Below are 21,433 nucleotides of genomic sequence, written 5' to 3'. Positions count from 1 at the left end.
AACCGTATAGCACGGCCAAGCTGAACGCAGAGAGAATGTCAGGGAGCGGACTTCGTCACAGGGGGTGGCGTCTTGGGCTTGTAGCGGCAAAGGTCCGCGACGATGCAGCGCCAGCATTCCGGCTTGCGCGCCTTGCAGACATAGCGTCCGTGCAGGATCAGCCAGTGGTGCGCGTCGCGGCGGAAGGGACCGGGCACACGCTTTTCCAGCTTCAGCTCGACCGCAAGCGGTGTCTTGCCGGGTGCGAGGCCGGTGCGGTTGCCGACGCGGAAGATATGGGTGTCGACCGCGAAGGTTTCCTGCCCGAAGGCCGTGTTCATCACGACATTAGCCGTCTTGCGGCCGACGCCGGGCAGGGTGGTCAGCACGTCGCGGTCTTGCGGAACCTCCCCGCCGAAGTCGCGCTCCAGGATTTCCGACAGGGCGATGACATTCTTCGCCTTGGCGTTGAAGAGGCCGATCGTCTTGATATGCTGCTTCAGCCCATCCTCCCCGAGCGCGACCATCTGGGCGGGGGTCTTCACCTCCTCGAAAAGCCGGCGCGTCGCCTTGTTCACTCCGGCATCGGTCGCCTGGGCGGAGAGGACCACGGCGACCAGTAACTGATAGTCATTGCCATAGTCCAGTTCCGTGCGCGGGGCAGGATTGGCCTCGGCCAGGCGGCTGAAGAAGTCGAAGATCTGCGCTTTGTTCATCGCGTCAGAGGTCCAACACCGCCTTCATGTCGTAGCGTCCGGCGGACTGGCCGAGTAGCCATTGCGCGCCCCGGACCGCGCCGCGCGCGAAGATCAGGCGGCTTTCGGCGCGGTGGCCGAGTTCGATGCGTTCTCCTTCGGTCGCCAGAATCACCTGATGGTCGCCCGCCACCGATCCGCCGCGAAGCGATGCGAAGCCGATCGCTCCCTTCGCCCGCGCACCCGTTATGCCGTCCCGACCGCGCTCGCCATGATCGGCAAGCGTGATGCCGCGTCCGCGCGCTGCCGCCTCGCCCAGCAGCAGAGCCGTGCCCGAGGGCGCATCGACCTTGTAACGATGGTGCATTTCGACGATCTCGATGTCCCAGTCGTCGCCGAGCCGGGCGGCTGCCTGCTCGACCAGCGCGGCGAGCAAGTTGACCCCCAGCGAGGTGTTGCCGGTCTGGAGGACGGGAATGCGCAGGGCCGCCGCGTCGATCAGCGCGTGGTGCGCGGGCTCCAGCCCGGTGGTTCCGATCAGCATGGGCCTGCCGGCCGCGACGGCAGCGTCGAGATGGGCGGAGAGGGCCGCAGGCACCGAAAAGTCGATCAGGACATCGCTCGCCTGCGCCAGCGCACCAGGATCGTTGCGGATCGCCACACCCGGCAGCAACTCCCCGCTTGCCGTGCGATCGGTGCCTCCGGAAACGGTCAGGCCGTCGTCCGCTGCCGCCTGTGCGATCGCACGACCCATCCGTCCCGCCGCGCCGAAAATCCCGATGCTCGTCATATGTCGTCCCTCATGCGTGTCACGGCCGATGCCAGAGCGGGACGGCTTTGTCATCTCCCGCCATCGACGGCGCATGGAAGGACGGGCGCGCTAGAACCAGAAGCGGAGGCCGGCGACGAAACTCGTCGCGCGGGGATCTTCTCCTGCGGCGCGGGATAGGCGGGCCGTCTTCCCGACGCTTCGCTGGTGGGACAGGCCGATATAGGGCGCGAAGCGGCGACTGACCTCGTAATGCAGGCGGACGCCGAACTCGACGTCGGTCAGTCCCGCGCCGATGCTGGCTTCGGGCACATCCTGTGTCGCAAGGCTCAGTTCGGCACGGGACTGAAGAACAAGGCGCTGGGTGAGGCGCATGTCGTGATAGTCTTCGAACCGCGCGCTTACATCGCCCTTGTCGGACAGGAACAGCGCGCCTTCGATCTCGAAGAGGCGGGGCGCGAGCCCTTCGACCCCGATGGTCGCATAGGTGCGCCGGGGCCCTTTTCCAGATCCTGGCGGACGCCGGCCTGCAGGTTGAAATAGGGATCGACTGCCCGGCTGTAGAGTATCTGTACCTCGGCGGAGTCAGCACTCCTGCTCACGGTGCCTTCGCTTTTTAACAACGGTTCCGTTCACCCAGATCGCCTTGAAGCGCCGGCGTCGATGGTGATCGCCTCGCGCAATGGCGAGAGCGACGTCGGTTCCGGTCAGGGTTTCGAGCCCAGCGGGATCACGGTGGTGGCGAGGCGATCGACTTCGGTCCGGTCATGGCTGACATAGAGGATCGGGAGGCGGAGTTCGTCCCGGATGCGTTCGATGACTGTCATCACCTCCTCGCGCCGCGCGGTATCGAGTGAGGATAGCGGCTCGTCCATCAGCAGGAAACGCGGGCCGCGCAGCAATGCCCGGCCGATCGCGACGCGCTGAGCCTCTCCGCCGGAAAGCGTGCGGGGCCAGCGGTCGAGCAGATGGCCGATGCCAAGGAAGGCAATCGCATCTTCCAGTGTCATCCAGCGGTCGGCGGAATCGACCAGTCGATGGCCGTACAACAGGTTGGCGCGCACCCGCCGATGGGGGAAGAGCCGCGCGTCCTGGAAAACATAGCCGAGCTTGCGCCGTTCGGGGGGAAGGTCGATGCCGACGGCGCCGTCGAACAGCAGGTCGCCATCGACGCAAATCCGCCCGGCGTCGGGGCGCAGCAGCCCGGCGACCATGGCGAGGATGCTGGTTTTGCCTGCTCCCGACGGGCCGAACAGCGCGGTCAGGCCCGGCCCGGCGCGAAAGCGCGCCTCGATCTGCCGGTCGCCCATGCGGCGGCGGACATCGACGTCAAAAGCCATGGTTCGCCCTGCCGCCACTTGACCGCCGCGCCAGCATCTCCGAGGCGAGCAACGCACCCAGCGACAGCAGTACGGAGATGAGGGCGAGCCGCTGCACCACTGCTTCGCTGCCCGGAACCTGGAGCGCGGAATAGATGGCGATCGGCAGCGTCCGCGTTTCGCCGGGGATGTTGGAAACGAAGGTAATCGTGGCGCCAAACTCCCCGATCGAGCGGGCGAAGCCCAGCACCAATCCGGCGAGGATACCGGGAAGACTGAGCGGCACGGTGATTGTCAGGAAGGCGCGCCATGCCGACGCGCCGAGCGTTCGCGCAGCGCCCTCCAGCCGCCGGTCGACCGCCTCGATCGACAGGCGCATGGCGCGGACCATCAGCGGCAGAGCCATCACCGCCGCCGCCAGCGCAGCGCCGGTCCAGCGGAACATGAAGCTGATTCCTAGCCATTCGGCAAACCAGCGCCCGGCCGGTCCGTTGTTGCCAAACGCCAGCAGCAGCAGCCAGCCGGTCACGACAGGCGGCAGGACCAGCGGCAGGTGAACTAGGCCGTCGAGCAGGATCTTTCCGGGAAAGCGACCGCGCGCGAGCAGCCATGCGAGGCCAAACGCAAGCGGCAGCGCGCCCAGCACCGCCGCGGCGCTGACCTTCAGCGACAGGAGCAGGATGTCCCATTCATCGGCGCTGAGCATGGCGCGCCTGGTACGGGGTGAAGCCGTGACGGGCGAAGATCGCCATGCCCTGCGGCGACAGAAGGAAGTGGCGGAAGGCTTCCGCATCCCGATGCTTGGAGGTCCGCAGGCGGGCAATGGGGTAGATGATCGCGGGATGGCTGTCCTCGGGGAAGATGCCGGCGACGCGCACCTTTGCCGAAGCCTTGGCATCGGTCGCATAGACGATCCCGAACGGCGCTTCCTGCCGCTCCACCAGCGCGAGCGCGGCGCGGACATTCTCGGCGCGCGCGATTTTTCCGGCGACGGTCGACCAGACTCCCAGCTTCTCCAGCGCGGCCTTGCCATATCGGCCTGCGGGAACGGCATCCGGATCGGCCATGGCGAGCCGCCCGCGCCCAAGCGCTCGTGCGAGCGGAAAGCGCGGCAGGATCCGGAGGCTTGCCCGGCTGTCCGCCGGGGCGACGAGCACGAGCCGATTGGCGAGGAAGGTTGTCCTGCTTCCCGCGACGATTAGCCCCTTGCTCGCCACCGCGTCCATCCACGGCTCATCGGCCGAGACGAAGAGGTCGGCGGGTGCCCCTGCCTCGATCTGGCGGGCGAGAGCGGAAGAGGCGGCGAAGGAAAGGACCGGCCGGGGATGGCCCTGGGCCACCCAAATCGACGCCGCCTGGCTGAGCGATTCCTGCAGGCTGGCGGCGGCAAGGACCAGCGGCCCTTGCTGCTGCTGCGCCATAGCAGGCGGAGCGACTGCGAGCCAGAGCAGAACGGGAGCGATGACCCGTCGGAGGAAGGCGTGCATTGGTCTATCCTGAAGCGTTGTATTTCGATGGATATGACGATTTGCACAGGAGGACCAGTGCCGGTCAGCCTGCCGCGTCATCTTTCTGCGTGGTGCGCGGCTGTTCCCGCAATCCCGTTCGCATTGCCTCCCATTCCTCGCTCGCGGCGAGGGAAGCGGCCATGCGCTGAAGCGCACGATAATGGCCGAGCATGGCGATGCCGAAGTCGGTCAGCCTTGCGCCGCCACCCTTGCTGCCCCCGGCAACCGTCTCCACCAGTGGTCGGTCCCAACAGCGGTTCATGGTGTCCACCAGCATCCAGGTCCGGCGGTAGCTCATGCCGAGCAAGCGCCCTGCCGCGGAGATCGAGCCTTCGCGGAGGATGGCATCGAGTAGGTCGGCCTTGCCCGGACCCAGCGCGATTTCCCCGCCGCAACGGATCTGGATCTTGACCTTGAGGGGCGGGAGGTCTGCCACCTTGGCACATTAGCCCAGAGGAGACTGGGCGGGCAATGCTTTGGTCTCGTACCGAGCCAGTCCAGCACGACAGCTCTGGCGGCCGGGCATGGCAATGGTCTCCTGCGCGAAAGCTGCTTATGCAGGGTTTTCTGGAACGGAGCGGGGGAAAAACGATGCGCGGCTGGCTTGTGATACTGGCGCTCATGCTGGCAGGGCAGGGGAGCGTAGCGTTTGCGGCGGAAGCGCCGGCAATTCTGCTCAAGCCGGTCGCGGTGTTTGATGGCGTCGATGGCAAGCGCCATCCTGGCTGGCAAGTGCTGGTGCGCGGTGACAGTATCGTCGCCGTGGGCCCCGACCTGCCGGTGCCTCCCGAAGCCAGGCAAATCGAACTGTCCGGCGATACGCTGATGCCCGGCATGATCGAAGGACACAGCCATCTGTTCCTCCACCCCTATAACGAGACCAGTTGGGACGATCAGATTCTCCACGAACCGTTGGCGCTCCGCACTGCACGGGCGGTGTCGCATGCGCGCGCCACATTGCTCGCGGGCTTCACCAGCGAGCGCGATCTGGGCACGGAGGGCGCCGGCTACGCCGATGTCGGACTTCGCTCGGCGATCGAGCAAGGCATCGTGCCGGGGCCTCGCATCAGCGTTGCCACTCGCGCCATCGTGGCGCTCGGCGCCTATGGGCCCAAGGGGTTCGAACCCGGCATATCCGTTCCCCAGGGTGCCGAGGAAGTTTCCGGTGTCGATTCCATCGTGGCGGCGGTGCGACGCCAGATCGCCGCCGGGGCGGACTGGATAAAGCTCTATGCCGATTATCGCTGGCGTCCCGGCGAGGAAAGCCGTGCGACGTTGAGCCTCGAAGAGATCAAGGCTGCGGTCGCGGCGGCGCATGATGCGGGCCGACCTGTCGCGGTCCATGCTTCGACCGCGGAAGGGATGCGGCGCGCCATCGAGGCCGGCGTGGACACGATCGAGCATGGATATGGCGGAACTCCTGAGATTTTCGCCGCCATGGCGGCAAAGGGGATCGCGCTGTGCCCGACCCTCGCCGCGTCTGATGCGACGTCCCGCTATCGAGGCTGGGACGGACGGGAGCCTGTTCCGCCGTCGGTCCAGATCAATCGTCGCAGCTTTAGCATGGCGCTGGCGGCCGGCGTGCCCATCTGCATGGGAGGCGACGTAGGCGTGTTCGCGCATGGTGACAATGCCCGCGAGATGGAACTGATGGTCGCTGGTGGCATGAGCCCCGCCCAGGTGATCGTCGCGGCGACATCAGGCAACGCCCGATGGTTCCGCCTGTCCGATCGGCTGGGCGCGGTGAAGCCCGGCATGCTCGCCGACATCATCGCCGTGGAAGGCGATCCCACCAGCGACATCAGAGCCTTGCGCCGCGTCCGGATGGTCATGAAGGGTGGGGATCTGGTCTTCGTTCAGCCCTGAAACCCTTTCGCACCATCTTGCGCCAGGATCAGGGCGCCTTTGATCCGTCTGGCGCAGGGATCGGCCCGCCTTTCACCGCCGGTGCGCCCTCCAGATAATGAGCGAGCCACCCTTGGACCTCGCGATAGAACTGCCGGCTATCCTCGGGCTTGGTGATCCAGTGCCAGGCATCGGGGAAGATCAGCAGGCGGCTGGGCACCTGCATCCGCTGCAGAGTCGACCAGGTTTCCAGCGTGTTCGACATCGGCACGCGGAAATCGCGCTCGCCGGCGGTCAGCAGCATCGGCGTCTTCCAATCTTTGCCATAGGTGATGGGGCTCTGATCGCGCCACACCTTGCTGTCGCCCCAGGGCGGGCCGCCGCTGGCGATTTCCCGACCATAGTTGAAATCGCTGGTGGCCCATTGGGTCAGCAGATCGACCTCGCCGGCGTGACTGACGATGCACTTGTAGCGCGTTGTCGTCGCTTCCATCCAGTTGGCGAGGTGGCCGCCATAGCTAGCCCCGCCGGCGCAGGCATTGGCTGTGTCGATAAAGGCGAAGCGCTTGCCGGCTTCGTCCACCGCCTGGTTGATTTCCTCGGCCGGGCCGCGCAGCGGATCGAGCTTGATCGCGCGGGAGAAGGCCTCGCCATAGCCGGTCGAGCCCGTATAGTCGGTCAGCAGCACGACATAGCCGGCGCTGGCGAGCAGATGATAGTTCCAGCGCAGGCCGATCTGGTCGGTGTTGGACGAGGCCGGCCCGCCGTGCATCAGCACCATCAGAGGATATTTCCTCGCCGGATCGAAAGCGGGCGGCGTTACGATCATGTTGTGGATGCGCCGCCCCTTGTCGCTGGTGAACCAGAAATGCTGAGGGCTGGACCAGTCGATGCTGGCCGCCAGCGCGGTATTGACGTTGGTGATGTTGCTGTGTCGTTTTGTGCCGGGGTCGATCCGAACGATTTCCGCGGGGTTTACCGAGCTGCCATAGCTGGCGAACAACTGCGTCGACTTGGTGTCGGAGGGAATGTCGATGGCGCTGTAGCCGCCTATCTTGGGCGCAATCACCAGCTCCGGCGTTCCGCCGGACACGGGCAGGCGATAGAGATTTTCCAGGCTCGCGTCGGGCACCGTCAGATAGAGGGTGCGGCTGTCAGGCGTTATGGCGAAGCTGTCCACTTCGCGGTCGAACGCGCCGGTCAGCGGCGTCGCGGCACCGCCCGCTGGCCACGAGACGCGGTGTAGTCGCGCCAAGTCATAGACCTCCTCCCCCTGGGTGTTGAACTTGAAGAGCAGGCTCTTGCCGTCGGGCGTGAATTTGGGGTCGCCATATTCGCCAGGCGTCGGGGTCACCAGCGTCGGCTCGCCGCCCTCGGCAGACATGCGGTATAGGCCGAAATTCACACGGGCAAAGGCGGCATTCCATCGTTCCGTGGTGGCGGTGAAGATCACTTCCTTGCCGTCCGGGCTCCAGGCCGGTGCAAGTGTCGTGCCGCCGTCACCCTGGGCGCTGCCGCCGAATCCTTCGGCCTGTGCCAGCTTGGTGGGAGAGAGGATGTCGCGCGCCGTCGCGCCCTCTGCCAGCGGCTGGATCCAAAGGCTCGGGCGGCGGTCGTCGATCCATTCGTTCCAGTAGCGGATCGGGAAATGTTCGTAGACGCGCATGTTGAACTTGCGGGCCTTGCGCTCTTCGGCGGCCTGCTTGTTGGCAGCGGCGTCCATGGCGCCGGGATAGACGAGGCTTTCGAACAGGATGGCCTGTCCATCGGGGCGCCAGAGCGGACGAGCTGCCCCCGTGGGCGCGCTGGTGACACGTTTGGCGTCTCCCCCCGCAAGGTCGAGCACATAGATCTGCGCGAGATCATCGCCTTCGCGCTTGGTGGAAAAGGCGATCCGACGGCTGTCGGGCGCCCAGGCCGGGTCGCTCTCGGCCGCCTTGGTCTGGGTCAGGCGGCGCGGCACGGCTGATCCGTCCGTAGGTACGATCCACAGATCGATGATCGCGCCGTCCTTTTCATAGGACGGTTCGTTGAGCGAATAGATCACCCATCTGCCGTCCGGGCTGACGACCGGTGCACCCACCCGCTTCATCATCCACAGCGTTTCATGCGTCAGAACCTGCTTCGGTTGGGCGAAAGCGGGCATGCTGCTGATCCCTCCCACCATCGCCACAGACAACAAGAAGCGCGCGATCATTTTCATGGCAGACCCCGATTTTTTTGCCCGATTTTCAACTGCCGCGACGCTAGTGGGAGGGGCGGGGCTTGTCAGCCCGCGCGTGCAAAAAATTCGTCAGGCCGAAGCCTGTCAGCCGATCCTTGCCCCGTTCACGCTTCCGGCCGTGTCCATATCCATGTCCCGCCGATCAGCGCTGCCGCGACTGGGACAAGAAACCATGGGAAAGGGGAAAAAAGCAGTGCCAGCACGATGCTGAAGGCGAAGGCTGCGAGGGCCGCCTTCTTGCCTCGGCGGCTGATCGCGCCCTTCTCGCGCCAGCGCCGGATATGCGGGCCGAAATGGCGATGGTCCAGCAACCGGCGCTCAAGCGCAGGGCTGGACCGTGCGAAACAGAAAGCCGCAAGGATCATGAAGGGCACGGTCGGCAGCAGAGGAAGGAAAGCGCCGATGGTTCCCAATGCGACCGACAGCAGCCCCGTGACCAAGTAAAACGGCCGGCGCATCAGGCGGCCGGTAGCCGAAGGCGTGCCAGCAGCCCGCCCAGATCCTCGCTCTCTTCCAGCGCTACTGAGCCGCCGTAGATCTCCGCCACATCGCGAACAATGGCAAGGCCAAGGCCCGTGCCGGGCTTACCCGAATCGAGCCGCACGCCCCGATCAAAAATGCGTACCCGCTCGGTTTCGGGAATGCCGGCGCCATCGTCCTCCACCACGATCTCCACCATGGTGCCCGCTCGGCCGACGGTGGTGAAGACGCTGCCGCCGCCATATTTGGCGGCGTTTTCGATCAGATTCCCCAGCATTTCGTCCAGGTCCTGTCGCTCGACCCGCACGGCGGCGATCTTGTCGCCGTCCATGTCGATCCGTACCTCGGGATAGAGGCGCTGGACGGCGCGCTCGACTGCCTGGAGGCTCGCCCATACCTCCGCACGGCTCTGGGCCGCGCCGCGTCTGCCGACCGCGCGGGCCCGGGCAAGATGATGGTCGACCTGCCGCCGCATCGTCGTCGCTTCACGGATCACGGTTTCGCCTAGGTCCGCCGCCTGCGCGGTGGCGGCGTTCATGATGACGGTGAGCGGCGTCTTGAGCGCATGGGCGAGGTTGCCCGCATGGGTGCGGGCCTCCTCAGCCTGACGCTCATTATGGGCAAGCAGCGCGTTCAGTTCCTCGACCATCGGCAGCACCTCTGCCGGCATCGGCTCGGTGACGCGGCTCTTTTCGCCGGTGCGCATCCGCACGATTTCCTGCCGCACTTTGCGCAACGGACGCAGGCCGTAGATGGTCTGCAGCGTCGCCAGCACGATCAGCCCGAGCGCGAGCATGGCGAAGCTGTGGAACAGGGTCGTTCGCAACGTCTTGATCTGCGCATCCAGCCCTTCGCGCGCTTGCGCGACCATGAACATCCAGCGCGTGTCCGATCCCGGCAGGATCACGGTGCGTTCCATAATGCGCAGATCCTCCCCGGGAAACTGCTTGCTGTCATAGACGTGGAAGTTGCGGTCGGCATGCTCCTGCGGAACCTTGAGCGCGCGATCCCAGAGCGAGCGGGAGCGCCAGTCCTCATGACCGCGGGCGCTGACCTGGTAATAGAGTCCGCTATTGGGTTCCAGGAACCGCTGGTCGGCCAGCGCGCGGTTGAACAGCACTTCCCCGTCAGGCCCGATCTCCGCGGCGGCGATCATCGCGGTCAGCACATAGTTCATGCCGTCGTCGAAATTGCGCGTGACCGCGTCGGCCAGCACACGGTCCAGCGCCACGCCGCCGCCCAGCAGCAGCACGCTGATCCACAGCGCGGCGATGCCGATCATCCGCCGGCTGATGGAACCCGTGGAACGGACGGGGGGAGGGGATTGGGGATCGGTCATGCCTGTCCAGAGTGCCCCAGGGTCGTGATGGCAGAACCAGCCGAAGCCCCTGCATGTCCTCCGACAGGCTCAGGGCGAACGGAGAAAGCCCGGATCAGCGTCCCGGTTCGTCCAGGCTGTAGCCCAGACCCCGTATGGTGGTGATGACGTCGGCGCCCAGCTTCTTGCGGATGCGCGTCACGAAAACTTCGATGGTGTTAGAATCGCGATCGAAATCCTGATCATAGATATGCTCGATCAGTTCGGTGCGGCTCACCACCTTCCCCTTGTGGTGGAGGAGGTAGGAGAGGAGTTTGTATTCCTGCGCGGTAAGCTTCACCGGCTCGCCCTTCAGGGTCACCTTTCCGCTGCGGGTATCGAGCCGTACGTCGCCGGCGGTCAGCTCGCTGGAAGCGTTGCCGGAGGCACGGCGAATCAGCGCGCGCAGGCGGGCGATCAGCTCCTCGCTCTGGAAGGGCTTTGCGAGATAGTCGTCGGCGCCCGCATCGAGCCCCGCCACCTTGTCGGACCAGCTGTCGCGTGCTGTCAGCACGAGCACGGGAAAGCTCCGGCCTTCCTTGCGCCAGCGGTCCAGCACGGTCAGGCCGTCGATCGTCGGCAGGCCGAGGTCCAGCACCACTGCGTCATAGCTTTCGGTCGAGCCCAGGAAATGCCCATCCTCGCCATCCGTCGCGAGGTCGACGGCGTAGCCCGCGCCCTCCAATGTGTTCCGGAGCTGCTGACCGAGGCTGGGTTCATCCTCGACGATGAGTAGACGCATAAGGCCTCTTTTCTATTCTCTTTGCCCGCGCGCCTCAGCGCGCCCAACCAATGATATCGCCTGTCCGGCCGTCCGCATCAACCCACATCACCTTGCCATCTTTCACATATTTCAGGCGATAGCGGTTGGTCGAAGGATTGAACTCGCTGCCGACATAGGTGGCGCCGGCCATCTGCGCATCCACGCGCCGCTTGATCATGGCGAAGGGCATCACCTGCCCCTCCAGCATCGCGCGGCGCGCAGCATCTTGCTCGTCACGGCGGCCTCCGGCATCGGCGACGGGGATCATCGCGGCTGCAGCCAAAGCGGCGCCTAGGCCGAAAATCAGGCTCCTGCTGGTCATTGTCATGAAGCATGGCATAGGCGAACGGCATTGAACAAGCGGTGAATGGCGGAGCGAGCCGGGGCCTGCCTTCAAAAGAGCCGCAATTGCGTGCTCTCCGGCGGACGGAAGAGATCCCTGCGTAGCGTCAGCCGGTCACCGCCCAAGCCGGCCTGCCGGCGCGCGCGCAGGAAACGGGTGCGGATAAGCGCGGGCCAGACCCCCTGGCCACGCATCCGCGTGCCGAAATCGGGGTCGTTGTCGCGTCCGCCGCGTATGTCGCGGATGATGCCCATAACCTTGGCCGCGCGATCCGGATAATGCTCTTCCAGCCAGGCGCGGAACAACGGCGCGACCTCATGGGGCAGGCGGACGAGGATATAGCTGATATCGCGTGCTCCCGCTTCCGCCACCCGGGCGACGACGCTCTCTATCTCATGATCGGTAATGGCCGGCACGATCGGCGCCATATTCGCCGACACCGGGATGCCGGCGGCGGCGAGCCTGCGGATCGCCTCTATGCGGCGCAGAGGATGGGGCGCGCGCGGTTCCAGCGTGCGGGCGATTTTCGGATCGAGCGAGGTTACGGAGATCATCACCGCCACCAGCCGGTCGCGGGCAAGGTCGGCCAGCAGGTCGATATCCTGCAGAATCCGATCCGACTTGGTGGTGATATAGGTCGGGTGACGGGTTTCGGCGAAGACTTCAAGGACTTGCCGGGTGATCCTCCAATCCTTCTCGATCGGCTGATAAGGGTCGGTGTTGGTCCCCATGGCGATGGGAGAGACGGTGTAGTTCTTTTTCCCCAGCTCGGTGCGGAGCAGCGTGGCGGCTTCGGGCTTGACGAAAAGCTTCGTTTCGAAATCCAGGCCGGGTGAGAGATCGTGATAGGCGTGGGTGGGCCGTGCGAAGCAGTAGATGCAGCCATGCTCGCAGCCCCGATAAGCGTTGATCGACTGCGAGAAGGCGATGTCAGGCGACGAGTTGCGGCTGATGATCGTGCGCGGCCGCTCGACCGTCACTTCCGTCCGCAGGCGCGCAGGCTCACCGTCAATGTCGGTAAGGGCATCGAGCCAGTCGCCGTCCGCCTGCCGTTCCGGCAGGTTGAAGCGGCGGCTCTCGCCGTTCAACGTCGCGCCTCTACCCTTCTCGTGAACCATGTTGCAATTAGAACATATCAGGAACATAATCGCAAGCGGACGAAGGAAGGAGATGGAATATGGCTGTTCTGAACTATGTGGAGCTGCCGGTGGCGTCGGCGCCGGACACGGTCGCCTTTTATGCCGCGGCGTTCGGCTGGCGCTTCACCGATTACGGACCGGACTATGCGGCGCATGAGGAGGAGCCGTGCCAGCTGGGCATCAACGCCACCGTCGACGACCGGACGCTGCGTATTCTACCGGTGATCGAGGTCGAGGATATCGAGGCTTCGCGCGCGGCGGTGATCGCCGCGGGCGGGCACCTGAGCCGAGACATCTTCGCCTTTCCGGGCGGGCGGCGATTCCATTTCACCGATCCCGATGGGTTGGAGCTGGGGGTCTATGTGAAGGAGGCGTGAGGATCAGGGCAGCGCATAGCCGACCGTCGACTGGGCGATCAGCCGATCCTCGCTGTCCTGCCACAGGCGCACGTCCACGGTGGCCAGCCTTCGGCCCAGCTTGAGCAGGCAGGCATCGGCGTGGATCAAGCGTGCTTGAGCTGCGCGCAGGAAGCTGATCGACAGAGTGCTGGTCACTGCCATTGCGACTGGGCCGATATGGGCCAGGATGACGGCATAGGCTGCCACGTCCACGAGGCCCATCTGCGCCGGCCCAGACACGATACCTCCCGGTCTCAGCATGTCGGCATCCGGATCGAGGGCCATGCGGACGTGGCCGGGTTTGACCGTAACCAGATCGCCGAGTAGGCGGCGGGCGCCGGCCGGGAAGGCCTGGTTCAGGAAGGCGGCAAGCTCGTCATGCGAAAGGCGCTGGTCGGCGGGAAAGGGCGTGTCGGTCATATCCGTCGCGGGCTCATACTTGGAGCGTGTATTGGGAAAGCAGTGAGCCGGATGGTCCCTTGGGCCGTGTCGGTGCCGCCAATCATAGGATGGCATCGAACTGACCGGCATCCCGCCGCCGGCTTTATCGTTCCAGCAGGCGCGGCATCAGCTCCACGAAATTGCAGGGGCGGAAGCGGCTGTCCAGCTGGGTCGAGAGTATGCCGTCCCAGGCGTCCTTCACCGCGCCAGTCGAGCCGGGCAACGCGAAGATATAGGTGCCGCGCGCGACGCAGGCGGTGGCGCGGGACTGGATGGTGGAAGTGCCGATCGTCTGGTAGCTGAGCCAGCGGAAGAGCTCGCCGAAACCGGGAATTTCCTTGTCCTGGACCTGGGCGAGCGCTTCGGGCGTCACGTCGCGGCCGGTAACGCCGGTGCCGCCGGTGGTCAGGATGACATCCACTTCCGGATCGTCGATCCAGGCGTGCAGGCGGGCCACGATCACGGATTTGTCGTCCCGCTCGATGCGGCGGTCGGCCAGGACATGGCCGGCGGCGGTCAGCCGATCCACGAGCGCGTCGCCCGATCGGTCGTCTGCCGCCGTGCGGCTGTCAGAAACGGTAAGGACCGCGATGCGCACCGGGACGAACGCCCGGCTTTCGTCGATCGGCATCAGTCGGAGCCGCCCGCCGCCACGACGCTGCTGCCGTCCGCCCTGCTGAGGCGGACGAGCTTCACCCCCTTGGCGCCGGGGAAGGTGGGCCACAGGCCCTGTGCCATGCCGGTCAGGCAATCGGCCGCGCCCTTGGCCTGGATCTGATACATCCAGTAATTGCGCATGACGATGTTCACATAGGCGCGGGTCTCATAATAGGGCAGCGATTCGATGAAGAGCAGTGGATCGCCCTTGTCCTTCACTTCGCTGTTCCAGCGCTCGACCGGCAGCGGCCCGGCATTATAGGCCGCCATCACCTTGGGCAGCAGCCCGCCTGTGGCGCCCATGTCGCGCAGGCTTTCCAGATAACGCTGGCCGTACTCCATGTTGGTCGAAGGGACGAACAGCTGCGAGGCGGCGGTCATGCCGACATCGCTGGCGGTGCCGGGCCGGACCTGCATCAGGCCACGCGCGCCGGCTGAACTGACGGCGTCGGCGCGAAAGCCGGATTCCTGCAGGGTGTGGGCGAACACCAGCGCCGGGTCGACGCGCCAGCCGCCGTCGGGTCGCCAATCGGGCGCGGGAAAGCGGGCGAAGCTGTCGGGCTGTTTGCCGGCAGGGCCGTTATGGGCGAGCCAGAGCTGGGTCTGCGGCATGTTGAGCGCGCTCGTCAGGCGCAGCAGCGCGTCATATTGCTGCGCGCTGCCGATCTTCGCCTGGTAGCGGAGCAGTTCGTCGGCGCGACCCGTCTCGCCGATCGCGGCCATGGCAATGGCGGCGCGGGCATTGGGGCTGTCCTTCAGCTGCTGCCATTCGATCGCGCCGAATCGCGGCCCCACGGGAGCGCCGCCGAGCGGCATGCCGAGCGATTCGCGGGCAAGTAAACCGTAGAAGGTCTCCTCCGACCGGGCGGCGACCTTCAGCAGGTTCTCGACCTTCTCCGGCTCGCCGCAGACCATGTAGGCGCGCGAGGCCCAATAGGCGCCGGCCGAGCGCATATCGGCGTCCGATGCGAGCGCGGCGACGTTGGCGAAGGCCGGCGCAGCGGTGCGGCAGTCATTCTGGCGCCAGGCGGCAAGGCCCGTGGTCCAGTGCGCCTGCACCGTCCAGTCGCCGCCGGTTCGCGTCTCGAGCGCTCGCGCCGCCAAACGACGCGCGTTCGCATCGTCATTCTCGATATAATAGGCCCAGGCTACCCGCTGACGAACCTCGGTCAGCCCCTCGGGCGTCAGTCCCGTCTCCCCGGTGGCGAGCAATGCTTCGGCACCGGCCGGATCGTCATTCTTGACGAAAGTTTGGATGCGGCCGGCAAGCGCCTGGGCCAGTATGTCGGTCTTCGTCGCCGCGACATATTGGCGGCGGGGCGCCGCCCCCAGCCAGACCAGTTTCTGCACCTGCGGCAGGGGGGGCAGGATGGTCGCGCCGCGCTTCTGTGCCAAGCGGGAAAGCTGGTCTGCCTTGGGCAACCAGGCTGCCTTGTTAACGAGGTCGAGCAGGTCGAACAGCTCTACGCGCGGCGAGTTCTTCGCAAGGTACAGCTCCGAAAGGGCGAGCGAGCGAACCGCGTCCTTCTCGTCCAGCGCCAGGATCATTGCCTTGGCATCCGCCCATTTCTCCGCTTTCAGCGCGGCAAAGATGGCACCGTAGCGGCCTTTGTCGGCATCACTGATCTGCAACGGGGACGTGGGCGCCGAAACGGCGGGGAGAGATGGCAGCGCCTCCGTATTTTCCGCATGGGCCGGCAGGGCGGCCGCCATTGCCAGGCCGAGCAGGGCCGGACGGGAGAAGCGGGTCGCGGCGCGTATCACGGATGGTCTTCCTCGATCAGGCTTTGCAGGACGCGCCAGCATTCCGCCTTCGCTGCCGGCTGGCCCAGCAGGAGGCGCGGATGGAATGTGGCGAGAGCGGGCACAGTGCCGCCATCATGGTTAAAGGGGCGTAAAGCATCGGCGGGCCGGCTGTCGTTCGACGGCATCAAGGCACGGGTGGTCCGGTCGCCCAGTATCAACAGGCGTCGGGGGGCCGCCAGGGCGACATGGGAGCGCATGCGTTCCGCGGCGACGCCCAGGTCGGCCGCTTCTACCATGCCGCCCGGTGCACGCGACAGGAAAAGGGAAGTGAGATAGATGTCGCCGCGTGCCAGTCCGATGGCGGCCAGCATGGCGTCCAGCAGCAGTCCGGCGCGTTCGGCAAGCAGGCTTGCCGCTGCTACGTCAGCGGGATCCGGCATGTCGGTGACCACCATCAGTCTTGCCATGGCAGGACCCGTGGGGAGGATCGGCTGACCGTGCCAGCCACGTTCCGGCTGGGCGGGATCAGTTGCGAGCCATTGCTGGAACGCTTCCAGCGTTCGGGGCTTTTCAGCAATAGGGGCGATGGAGGGTGCCGACTGCCCCGCGCGCGGCATGGGTGAAGGGCGCAGCCAGTTGACCGGCGCCTCTCCCGTCGCGCAATCGACGCCTGCCTGAGCCCACCACGCCAGATAGGCGCCGGCAGCCGCGGCCTCGGTAACCTGCATTGCACCCCGCATCCTCCTCTAGGGCCAGAGGTTGACGCCGTGGTCAAGAATCTTCATCGCCGCTTGTGGCAGAATGTTAGTGTAACACGGCGACCGGATGGGAGAGGGAAGGCCATCGGGGACGCTCGCTATGGAGGGATTATGAGCGAACGGGAATCGATGCCTTATGACATCGTCATTGTGGGGGGCGGCCCGGCGGGCCTTTCCGCGGCCATCCGGCTGAAGCAGCTGGCGAATGAGGCTGGGCGCGAGCTGACGGTGTGCGTGCTGGAAAAGGGGTCCGAGATCGGCGCTCATATCCTGTCCGGCGCGGTGGTCGATCCCAAGGCGCTCGACGAGCTGCTGCCGAGCTGGAAGGAAGACGGCTGCCCGATGGGGCAGGTGCCCGTCACGGACAACCGCCACTGGTTTCTGACCAAGAGCGGCAAGATGACGATGCCGCACATCATGACCCCGGGCTGGATGCACAACAAGGGCACCTTTACCGGATCGCTGGGCAATCTCTGCCGCTGGCTGGCCGAGCAGGCCGAGGGGCTGGGCGTCGAGATCTTCCCCGGCTTCGCCGCAGCCGAGATCCTCTACAACGAGGATGGCAGCGTGAAGGGGGTCGCCACCGGCGACATGGGCATCGCCCGCGACGGCGAGAAGAAGCCGGACTGGCAGCCGGGGCTGGAACTGCATGCCCGATACACCTTCTTCGCGGAAGGCGCGCGCGGGCACCTTACCAAGATCCTCAAGCGCCAGTTCGACTTGGACGCAGACAGCCAGCCGCAGGTCTATGGCCTGGGCATGAAGGAACTGTGGGACATCGACCCCGCAAAGCACCAGCCCGGCCTCGTCATCCATACCCAAGGCTGGCCGTTGACCGACGCCTATGGCGGTGGCTTCCTTTATCACCAGGCGAACGGGCAGGTGGCGCTGGGCTTCGTGGTGGGCCTTGGCTACCGCAACCCCCACCTTTACCCGTTCGAGGAGTTCCAGCGCTGGAAGCAGCATCCGGCGATCCGCGAATATCTGGAAGGCGGACGTCGCGTTTCCTACGGCGCGCGCGCGATCAATGAAGGCGGCTGGCAATCGGTCCCGAAGCTGGTCTTTCCCGGCGGGGCGCTGATCGGCTGCTCGGCGGGCTTCGTCAACGTGCCGCGCATCAAGGGCACGCATACGGCGATGAAGTCGGGTATGCTTGCGGCGGAGGCGGCGTTCGAGGCGATCCTGGACGAACGGTCGCGCGACGTGCTGCACGACTATGAGGACCGGCTGCGGTCGAGCTGGATCGCGACGGAACTGCAACTGGTCAAGAATGCCGAGCCGCTGCTCAGCAAGTTCGGCAACACGATCGGCACGCTGCTCGCGGGCATCGACATGTGGATGCGCACGCTGAAGATCGGCCTGCCCTTCACGATGAAGCACAAGCCGGACAATGAGAAGATCTGGCCCAAGGACGCGTGTGAGAAGATCGCCTATCCCAAGCCCGACGGCATCATCAGCTTCGACCGGCTGTCCTCTGTGTTCCTGTCGAACACCAATCATGAAGAGGATCAGCCGGTCCACCTGCAGCTGAAGGACCCGACGATCCCGATCAGCTACAACCTCCCCCTTTATGACGAGCCGGCGCAACGCTATTGTCCGGCAGGCGTCTATGAGGTGGTGGGTTTGGACGAAGGCGAGCCCCGGTTCCAGATCAACGCGCAGAATTGTGTCCATTGCAAGACGTGTGACATCAAGGATCCGACCCAGAACATCAACTGGGTAGTACCAGAGGGCGGCGGAGGACCGAATTATCCGAACATGTAAGCGCCTGATCCTGTCCTGCCTGCTGGTGCTGCCGGCCGCGGCCGGCGCATCGGTCGATCCCGACGGCGCGCTGCGTACCTATGCGCGTGCGCGGCTGGCGGACGGGGAGGGAGAGCTGGGACTGGCGGTGTCCAGCTATCGCCAGGCGCTGGCCGCCGATCCAACCAGCATGGATATCGCGCGCCGATCCTATTTCCAGGCCTTGGAAAGCGGGGACAAGGCGCTGGCGCTGAAGTCCGCCGCGCTGCTGGACGACGAAGGGCTGCTGCCGCGGGACGGCACACTGCTGCGTATCGGCGACGCGCTGGAACGCAAGGACTGGACGGCGGCGGGCGCCTTCACCGATCGGATGGTGGAGGAAGGGAATTTCGCCTTCCTGGCGCCGATGGTGCGGAGCTGGATTACGGCCGGCGCCACTGGCGCCTATGCGCCGCCCGTGCTGGATCCCAAGGATCGCTTCGCCCCGCTCGCGCGCCGATATGCGGACGAGCAGACGGCGCTGCTGGCTCTGGCCAAGGGAGATTTGAACACGGCGCGGCCGGCTATGGAGCGAGCCCTGGCGTTGCGGATCAGCGATGCCGCGGCATTACGGTTGACCTTTGCCGGCCAACTCGCCGCGCGGGGCGCGAAGGCGGAGGCGCTGGCGCTGCTCGCGGGGGACGATGCCAATTATGCAGTGGCACGGGCGGACATCCTGCGCGGCCGAAAGAATGCGGCCGGCGCGCCCTTCTCGCCGGCCCGGGGTTTTGCACAGCTGCTCGCGCGGTTGGGCGTCGATATAGCGACCGACGACAGCGGGAGGGCGATGGGCACGAGACTGGCGCGGATCGCGACCTTTGCGGATCCTCTGGGCGCCGAACCCCATATCGTCGCCGCGCGTCTGCTGACCGCCGGGGGGCTGCCGGTCTTTGGCGCCGAAGAGGCGCGCAAGGTACCGGCGAAGAGCTGGCATGCGCCGCTGGCCCAGGGCGAGATGGTCGATGCGATGGCCGAAGCCGGTGACAAGCCGGGCGCGATCGCGCTGGCGCAATCGCTTGCAGCCGTACCCGGCGCAGAGGCGGAGCGGTATGTGCGGCTTGGCCGCCTGCTGGCGGATGTGCGTGATTTCGACGGCGCGGCGGCCGCCTTTCGCCAGGCGCAGGCGCGCTACCAGCCCGACGCCGTCCCCTGGCTGCTGCTGCTGTTCGAGGGCAGCGCGCTGGAGCAGGGCAAGCGCTGGGAGGAGGCGCGCGCGGTATTGCAGCGGGCACTGAAGCTGGCGCCGGACGAGCCGGTGCTGCTCAATTATCTGGGCTATGCGCAGGTCGAGCGGCGGCAGAATGTGGAGGAGGCGCTGGCGCTGCTGAAGAGAGCGAGTGCGCTGAAACCGACGGATTCGTCGATCACTGATTCGCTGGGCTGGGCGCAGTTCGTGACCGGTGACGTCCAGGCGGCGGTGCCCGTGCTGGAGCGCGCGGCGGCCGGCGCGCCCACCGATGTGACGATCAACGAGCATCTGGGCGATGCACTGTGGGCGGCCGGACGGCGCTATGAGGCGCGCTATGCGTGGCGCGCGGCGGCGGTGTTCGCCGAGGGGGACGCCGCCGAGCGGTTGGCGGCCAAGGCCAGAGAGGGAATGAAGCCCGAATATGCCGCACCCTGAAGCGGACAGCGCATCCGTCGTGACTGTTGCCGATCCAATCACGGAAATCGCCTATGCCAAGGTCAACCTGGCGCTTCATGTGCGGAGGCGGCGGGACGATGGCTTTCATGAACTGGAGAGCCTGTTCGTCTTTGCCGAAGACGGCGATCGGCTGAGCGGTTTCGCGACGGACGACGGGATGATCGCGCTCAGCGTCGACGGGCCGTTCGGGGCCGGGCTGGGAAATGGTGCGGGCAACCTGGTCAGCGAGGCGGCCATTAAACTGCAGGCCTTCCTGGGGGAGCGGAGAGGTGCAAAGCTACATCTTTTCAAGAGCTTGCCTGTGGCGTCGGGCATCGGCGGCGGATCGGCCGACGCCGCGGCGGCGCTGCGGCTTCTGGTGCGGCTGTGGGATGCTTCCGTGGACCAGATCGTGCTGGAAAGGCTGGCGCTGGAGCTGGGATCGGACGTGCCGGCTTGCCTGCGCAGCGTCACGCAGCGGGTGACGGGGCGGGGCGAAGGGCTGGAGGCCTGCGCCATCGAGGGGTTGAGCGAGCGGCCGATGCTGCTGGTCAATCCTGGCGTGGCAGTGCCGACCGGACCAGTCTTTGCCGTCTGGGACCGGAAGGATCGCGGCGCTCTTGTCGCAGAGAGATTCGATGAGTTGGTAGAGATGGGCCGTAACGACCTGGAAAATCCTGCAATTGCGCTTGCGCCCGTTATCTCCGACGTGTTGGCGCGGTTGCGCTCGCAAGCGGGGGTGCGGCTCGCACGCATGTCGGGTTCCGGTGCGACCTGCTTTGCCCTGTTCGACGATGCGGCGCAGCGGGATGCGGCTACGACGAACATACGCGCTGCGCATCCCGATTGGTGGACCATGGCGACGAGGATCAAGGGATGAGCGAGGCCTTCACGCAGATCGACGGCGGGACGCTGGACCTGCTGATCATCGCCGACCATGCCTCTTCGCATGTGCCGGCCGATATCGACCTTGGCATAGAAGCGGCGCTGCTGCGCGAGCACATCGCCGTCGACATCGGCGTGGCGGAGGTGTCCGCCGCGCTGGCGGATCAGCTGGGCTGCACGGCGATCCTGGGCGGCGTATCGCGCCTCGTCATCGACCTCAACCGCGAGGAGGATGCGCCCGGCCTGCTGCCCGTGATGAGCGATGGCCATGCCGTTCCCGGCAATCGCGACGCCGACCTGACGGAGCGGATGATGCGCTTCCACCACCCCTATCATCAGCGCGTCGAGCAACTGCTCGACGGCATGACGTCACCCTTCATCCTGTCGGTACACAGCTTCACGCCCCGGCTCGCCAGCGATCCCGATCAGAAGCGGCCGTGGGACATCGGCGTGCTCTACAATGAGGACGACCGCGCAGCACGGATCGCCATCCCGCTGCTGGAAGCGGCGGGCCTGAAGGTCGGCGACCAGCAGCCCTATTCCGGCAGATTGCTCAACGCGACCATGAACCGCCATGCCGAAGCGGGCGGCATTCCCTATCTGGGGGTGGAAATGCGGCAGGATCTGGTCGGCGATCCTGCGGGACAGAAGCGCTTTGCGGAAATTTTGGGTCCCATTGCGCTGGAATGTCGCAACAGACTTGCGTGAATCGCATATTTTT

General features: G+C 65.8%; 21 protein-coding genes and 2 pseudogenes. 6 read left to right on the top strand and 17 right to left on the bottom strand.

Annotation, left to right across the window (positions count from 1 at the left end; all coding sequences use genetic code 11):
* Positions 1 to 38 precede the first annotated feature (38 nt).
* From nth to M529_RS44460, 7 genes and pseudogenes are all read right to left on the bottom strand, one after another.
* Complete coding sequence (gene nth / locus M529_RS44490; protein WP_021319701.1) at positions 39 to 695, bottom strand: endonuclease III; 657 nt, start codon at positions 693 to 695, stop codon at positions 39 to 41.
* 4 nt (positions 696 to 699) lie between these two features.
* Complete coding sequence (dapB, locus tag M529_RS44485; RefSeq protein WP_021319700.1) at positions 700 to 1,464, bottom strand: 4-hydroxy-tetrahydrodipicolinate reductase; 765 nt, start codon at positions 1,462 to 1,464, stop codon at positions 700 to 702.
* 90 nt (positions 1,465 to 1,554) lie between these two features.
* Positions 1,555 to 2,039 (bottom strand): annotated as a pseudogene (locus M529_RS48685) (copper resistance protein B); the annotation flags it as partial.
* Between the two features lie 111 nt (positions 2,040 to 2,150).
* Complete coding sequence (locus M529_RS44475) at positions 2,151 to 2,783, bottom strand: molybdenum ABC transporter ATP-binding protein (RefSeq protein WP_021319697.1); 633 nt, start codon at positions 2,781 to 2,783, stop codon at positions 2,151 to 2,153.
* Positions 2,773 to 3,468: a molybdate ABC transporter permease subunit gene (gene modB, locus M529_RS44470; RefSeq protein ID WP_021319696.1), complete on the bottom strand. Its 696-nt coding sequence runs from the start codon at positions 3,466 to 3,468 to the stop codon at positions 2,773 to 2,775. The genes M529_RS44475 and modB overlap by 11 nt, the downstream gene beginning before the upstream one ends.
* The gene (gene modA, locus M529_RS44465; protein WP_021319695.1) at positions 3,452 to 4,249 is read right to left on the bottom strand and encodes a molybdate ABC transporter substrate-binding protein; all 798 of its coding nucleotides are present in this window, start codon (positions 4,247 to 4,249) and stop codon (positions 3,452 to 3,454) included. The genes modB and modA overlap by 17 nt, the downstream gene beginning before the upstream one ends.
* Positions 4,250 to 4,313: 64 nt before the next feature.
* The gene (locus M529_RS44460) at positions 4,314 to 4,706 is read right to left on the bottom strand and encodes a winged helix-turn-helix domain-containing protein (protein ID WP_021319694.1); all 393 of its coding nucleotides are present in this window, start codon (positions 4,704 to 4,706) and stop codon (positions 4,314 to 4,316) included.
* A gap of 155 nt (positions 4,707 to 4,861) precedes the next feature.
* Here M529_RS44460 and M529_RS44455 point away from each other — a divergent pair, with 155 nt between their 5' ends.
* Positions 4,862 to 6,136: a metal-dependent hydrolase family protein gene (locus M529_RS44455; protein WP_021319693.1), complete on the top strand. Its 1,275-nt coding sequence runs from the start codon at positions 4,862 to 4,864 to the stop codon at positions 6,134 to 6,136.
* 28 nt (positions 6,137 to 6,164) lie between these two features.
* On the opposite strand, the gene M529_RS44450 is transcribed toward M529_RS44455, so the two are convergent.
* The 6 genes and pseudogenes from M529_RS44450 to M529_RS44425 form a co-directional block, all read right to left on the bottom strand.
* On the bottom strand, positions 6,165 to 8,312 hold the full coding sequence (locus M529_RS44450; RefSeq protein ID WP_236617737.1) for a dipeptidyl-peptidase 5: 2,148 nt from the start codon (positions 8,310 to 8,312) through the stop codon (positions 6,165 to 6,167).
* Positions 8,313 to 8,443: 131 nt separating this feature from the next.
* Positions 8,444 to 8,797 carry a YbaN family protein gene (locus M529_RS44445; RefSeq protein WP_021319691.1) on the bottom strand — a complete coding sequence of 118 codons (354 nt, stop codon included), beginning with the start codon at positions 8,795 to 8,797 and terminating at the stop codon, positions 8,444 to 8,446.
* A complete protein-coding gene (locus M529_RS44440) occupies positions 8,797 to 10,101 on the bottom strand; it encodes a sensor histidine kinase (protein ID WP_021319690.1) in 1,305 nt (434 codons plus the stop codon). Before M529_RS44440 ends, M529_RS44445 begins: the two co-directional genes overlap by 1 nt.
* Positions 10,102 to 10,252: 151 nt before the next feature.
* A complete protein-coding gene (locus M529_RS44435) occupies positions 10,253 to 10,918 on the bottom strand; it encodes a response regulator transcription factor (RefSeq protein ID WP_021319689.1) in 666 nt (221 codons plus the stop codon).
* A 34-nt stretch (positions 10,919 to 10,952) separates the two neighbouring features.
* A pseudogene (locus tag M529_RS44430) lies at positions 10,953 to 11,292 on the bottom strand (hypothetical protein).
* 40 nt (positions 11,293 to 11,332) lie between these two features.
* On the bottom strand, positions 11,333 to 12,400 hold the full coding sequence (locus tag M529_RS44425) for a PA0069 family radical SAM protein (protein WP_031295548.1): 1,068 nt from the start codon (positions 12,398 to 12,400) through the stop codon (positions 11,333 to 11,335).
* Positions 12,401 to 12,459: 59 nt separating this feature from the next.
* On the opposite strand from M529_RS44425, the gene M529_RS44420 reads away from it, so the two are divergent.
* Positions 12,460 to 12,798, top strand: coding sequence for a VOC family protein (locus M529_RS44420; protein WP_021319686.1), 339 nt, complete (start codon positions 12,460 to 12,462; stop codon positions 12,796 to 12,798).
* Positions 12,799 to 12,801: 3 nt separating this feature from the next.
* On the opposite strand, the gene M529_RS44415 is transcribed toward M529_RS44420, so the two are convergent.
* The 4 genes from M529_RS44415 to M529_RS44400 form a co-directional block, all read right to left on the bottom strand.
* On the bottom strand, positions 12,802 to 13,239 hold the full coding sequence (locus tag M529_RS44415) for a PaaI family thioesterase (protein ID WP_021319685.1): 438 nt from the start codon (positions 13,237 to 13,239) through the stop codon (positions 12,802 to 12,804).
* A 124-nt stretch (positions 13,240 to 13,363) separates the two neighbouring features.
* The gene (gene moaB, locus M529_RS44410; protein WP_021319684.1) at positions 13,364 to 13,891 is read right to left on the bottom strand and encodes a molybdenum cofactor biosynthesis protein B; all 528 of its coding nucleotides are present in this window, start codon (positions 13,889 to 13,891) and stop codon (positions 13,364 to 13,366) included.
* Positions 13,891 to 15,681, bottom strand: a complete 1,791-nt coding sequence (locus M529_RS44405; protein WP_021319683.1) for a lytic transglycosylase domain-containing protein — start codon at positions 15,679 to 15,681, stop codon at positions 13,891 to 13,893. Before M529_RS44405 ends, moaB begins: the two co-directional genes overlap by 1 nt.
* Positions 15,678 to 16,403, bottom strand: a complete 726-nt coding sequence (locus tag M529_RS44400) for a uracil-DNA glycosylase family protein (RefSeq protein WP_236617736.1) — start codon at positions 16,401 to 16,403, stop codon at positions 15,678 to 15,680. The genes M529_RS44405 and M529_RS44400 overlap by 4 nt, the downstream gene beginning before the upstream one ends.
* 129 nt (positions 16,404 to 16,532) lie before the next feature.
* Here M529_RS44400 and M529_RS44395 point away from each other — a divergent pair, with 129 nt between their 5' ends.
* Genes M529_RS44395 through M529_RS44380 form a run of 4 tightly spaced genes read left to right on the top strand, consistent with a single transcriptional unit; the run spans position 16,533 to position 21,420 of the window.
* Positions 16,533 to 18,185: an electron transfer flavoprotein-ubiquinone oxidoreductase gene (locus tag M529_RS44395; RefSeq protein WP_021319681.1), complete on the top strand. Its 1,653-nt coding sequence runs from the start codon at positions 16,533 to 16,535 to the stop codon at positions 18,183 to 18,185.
* 19 nt (positions 18,186 to 18,204) lie between these two features.
* Positions 18,205 to 19,827, top strand: coding sequence for a tetratricopeptide repeat protein (locus M529_RS44390; RefSeq protein ID WP_031295546.1), 1,623 nt, complete (start codon positions 18,205 to 18,207; stop codon positions 19,825 to 19,827).
* Positions 19,814 to 20,707, top strand: a complete 894-nt coding sequence (locus M529_RS44385; protein WP_021319679.1) for a 4-(cytidine 5'-diphospho)-2-C-methyl-D-erythritol kinase — start codon at positions 19,814 to 19,816, stop codon at positions 20,705 to 20,707. Before M529_RS44390 ends, M529_RS44385 begins: the two co-directional genes overlap by 14 nt.
* Complete coding sequence (locus M529_RS44380) at positions 20,704 to 21,420, top strand: N-formylglutamate amidohydrolase (protein WP_021319678.1); 717 nt, start codon at positions 20,704 to 20,706, stop codon at positions 21,418 to 21,420. Before M529_RS44385 ends, M529_RS44380 begins: the two co-directional genes overlap by 4 nt.
* The last annotated feature ends 13 nt before the right edge of the window (positions 21,421 to 21,433 follow it).

The organism is Sphingobium ummariense RL-3 (assembly GCF_000447205.1).
GTDB classification, from domain to species: domain Bacteria; phylum Pseudomonadota; class Alphaproteobacteria; order Sphingomonadales; family Sphingomonadaceae; genus Sphingobium; species Sphingobium ummariense.
This window is presented reverse-complemented; position numbering and strand designations above follow the sequence as displayed.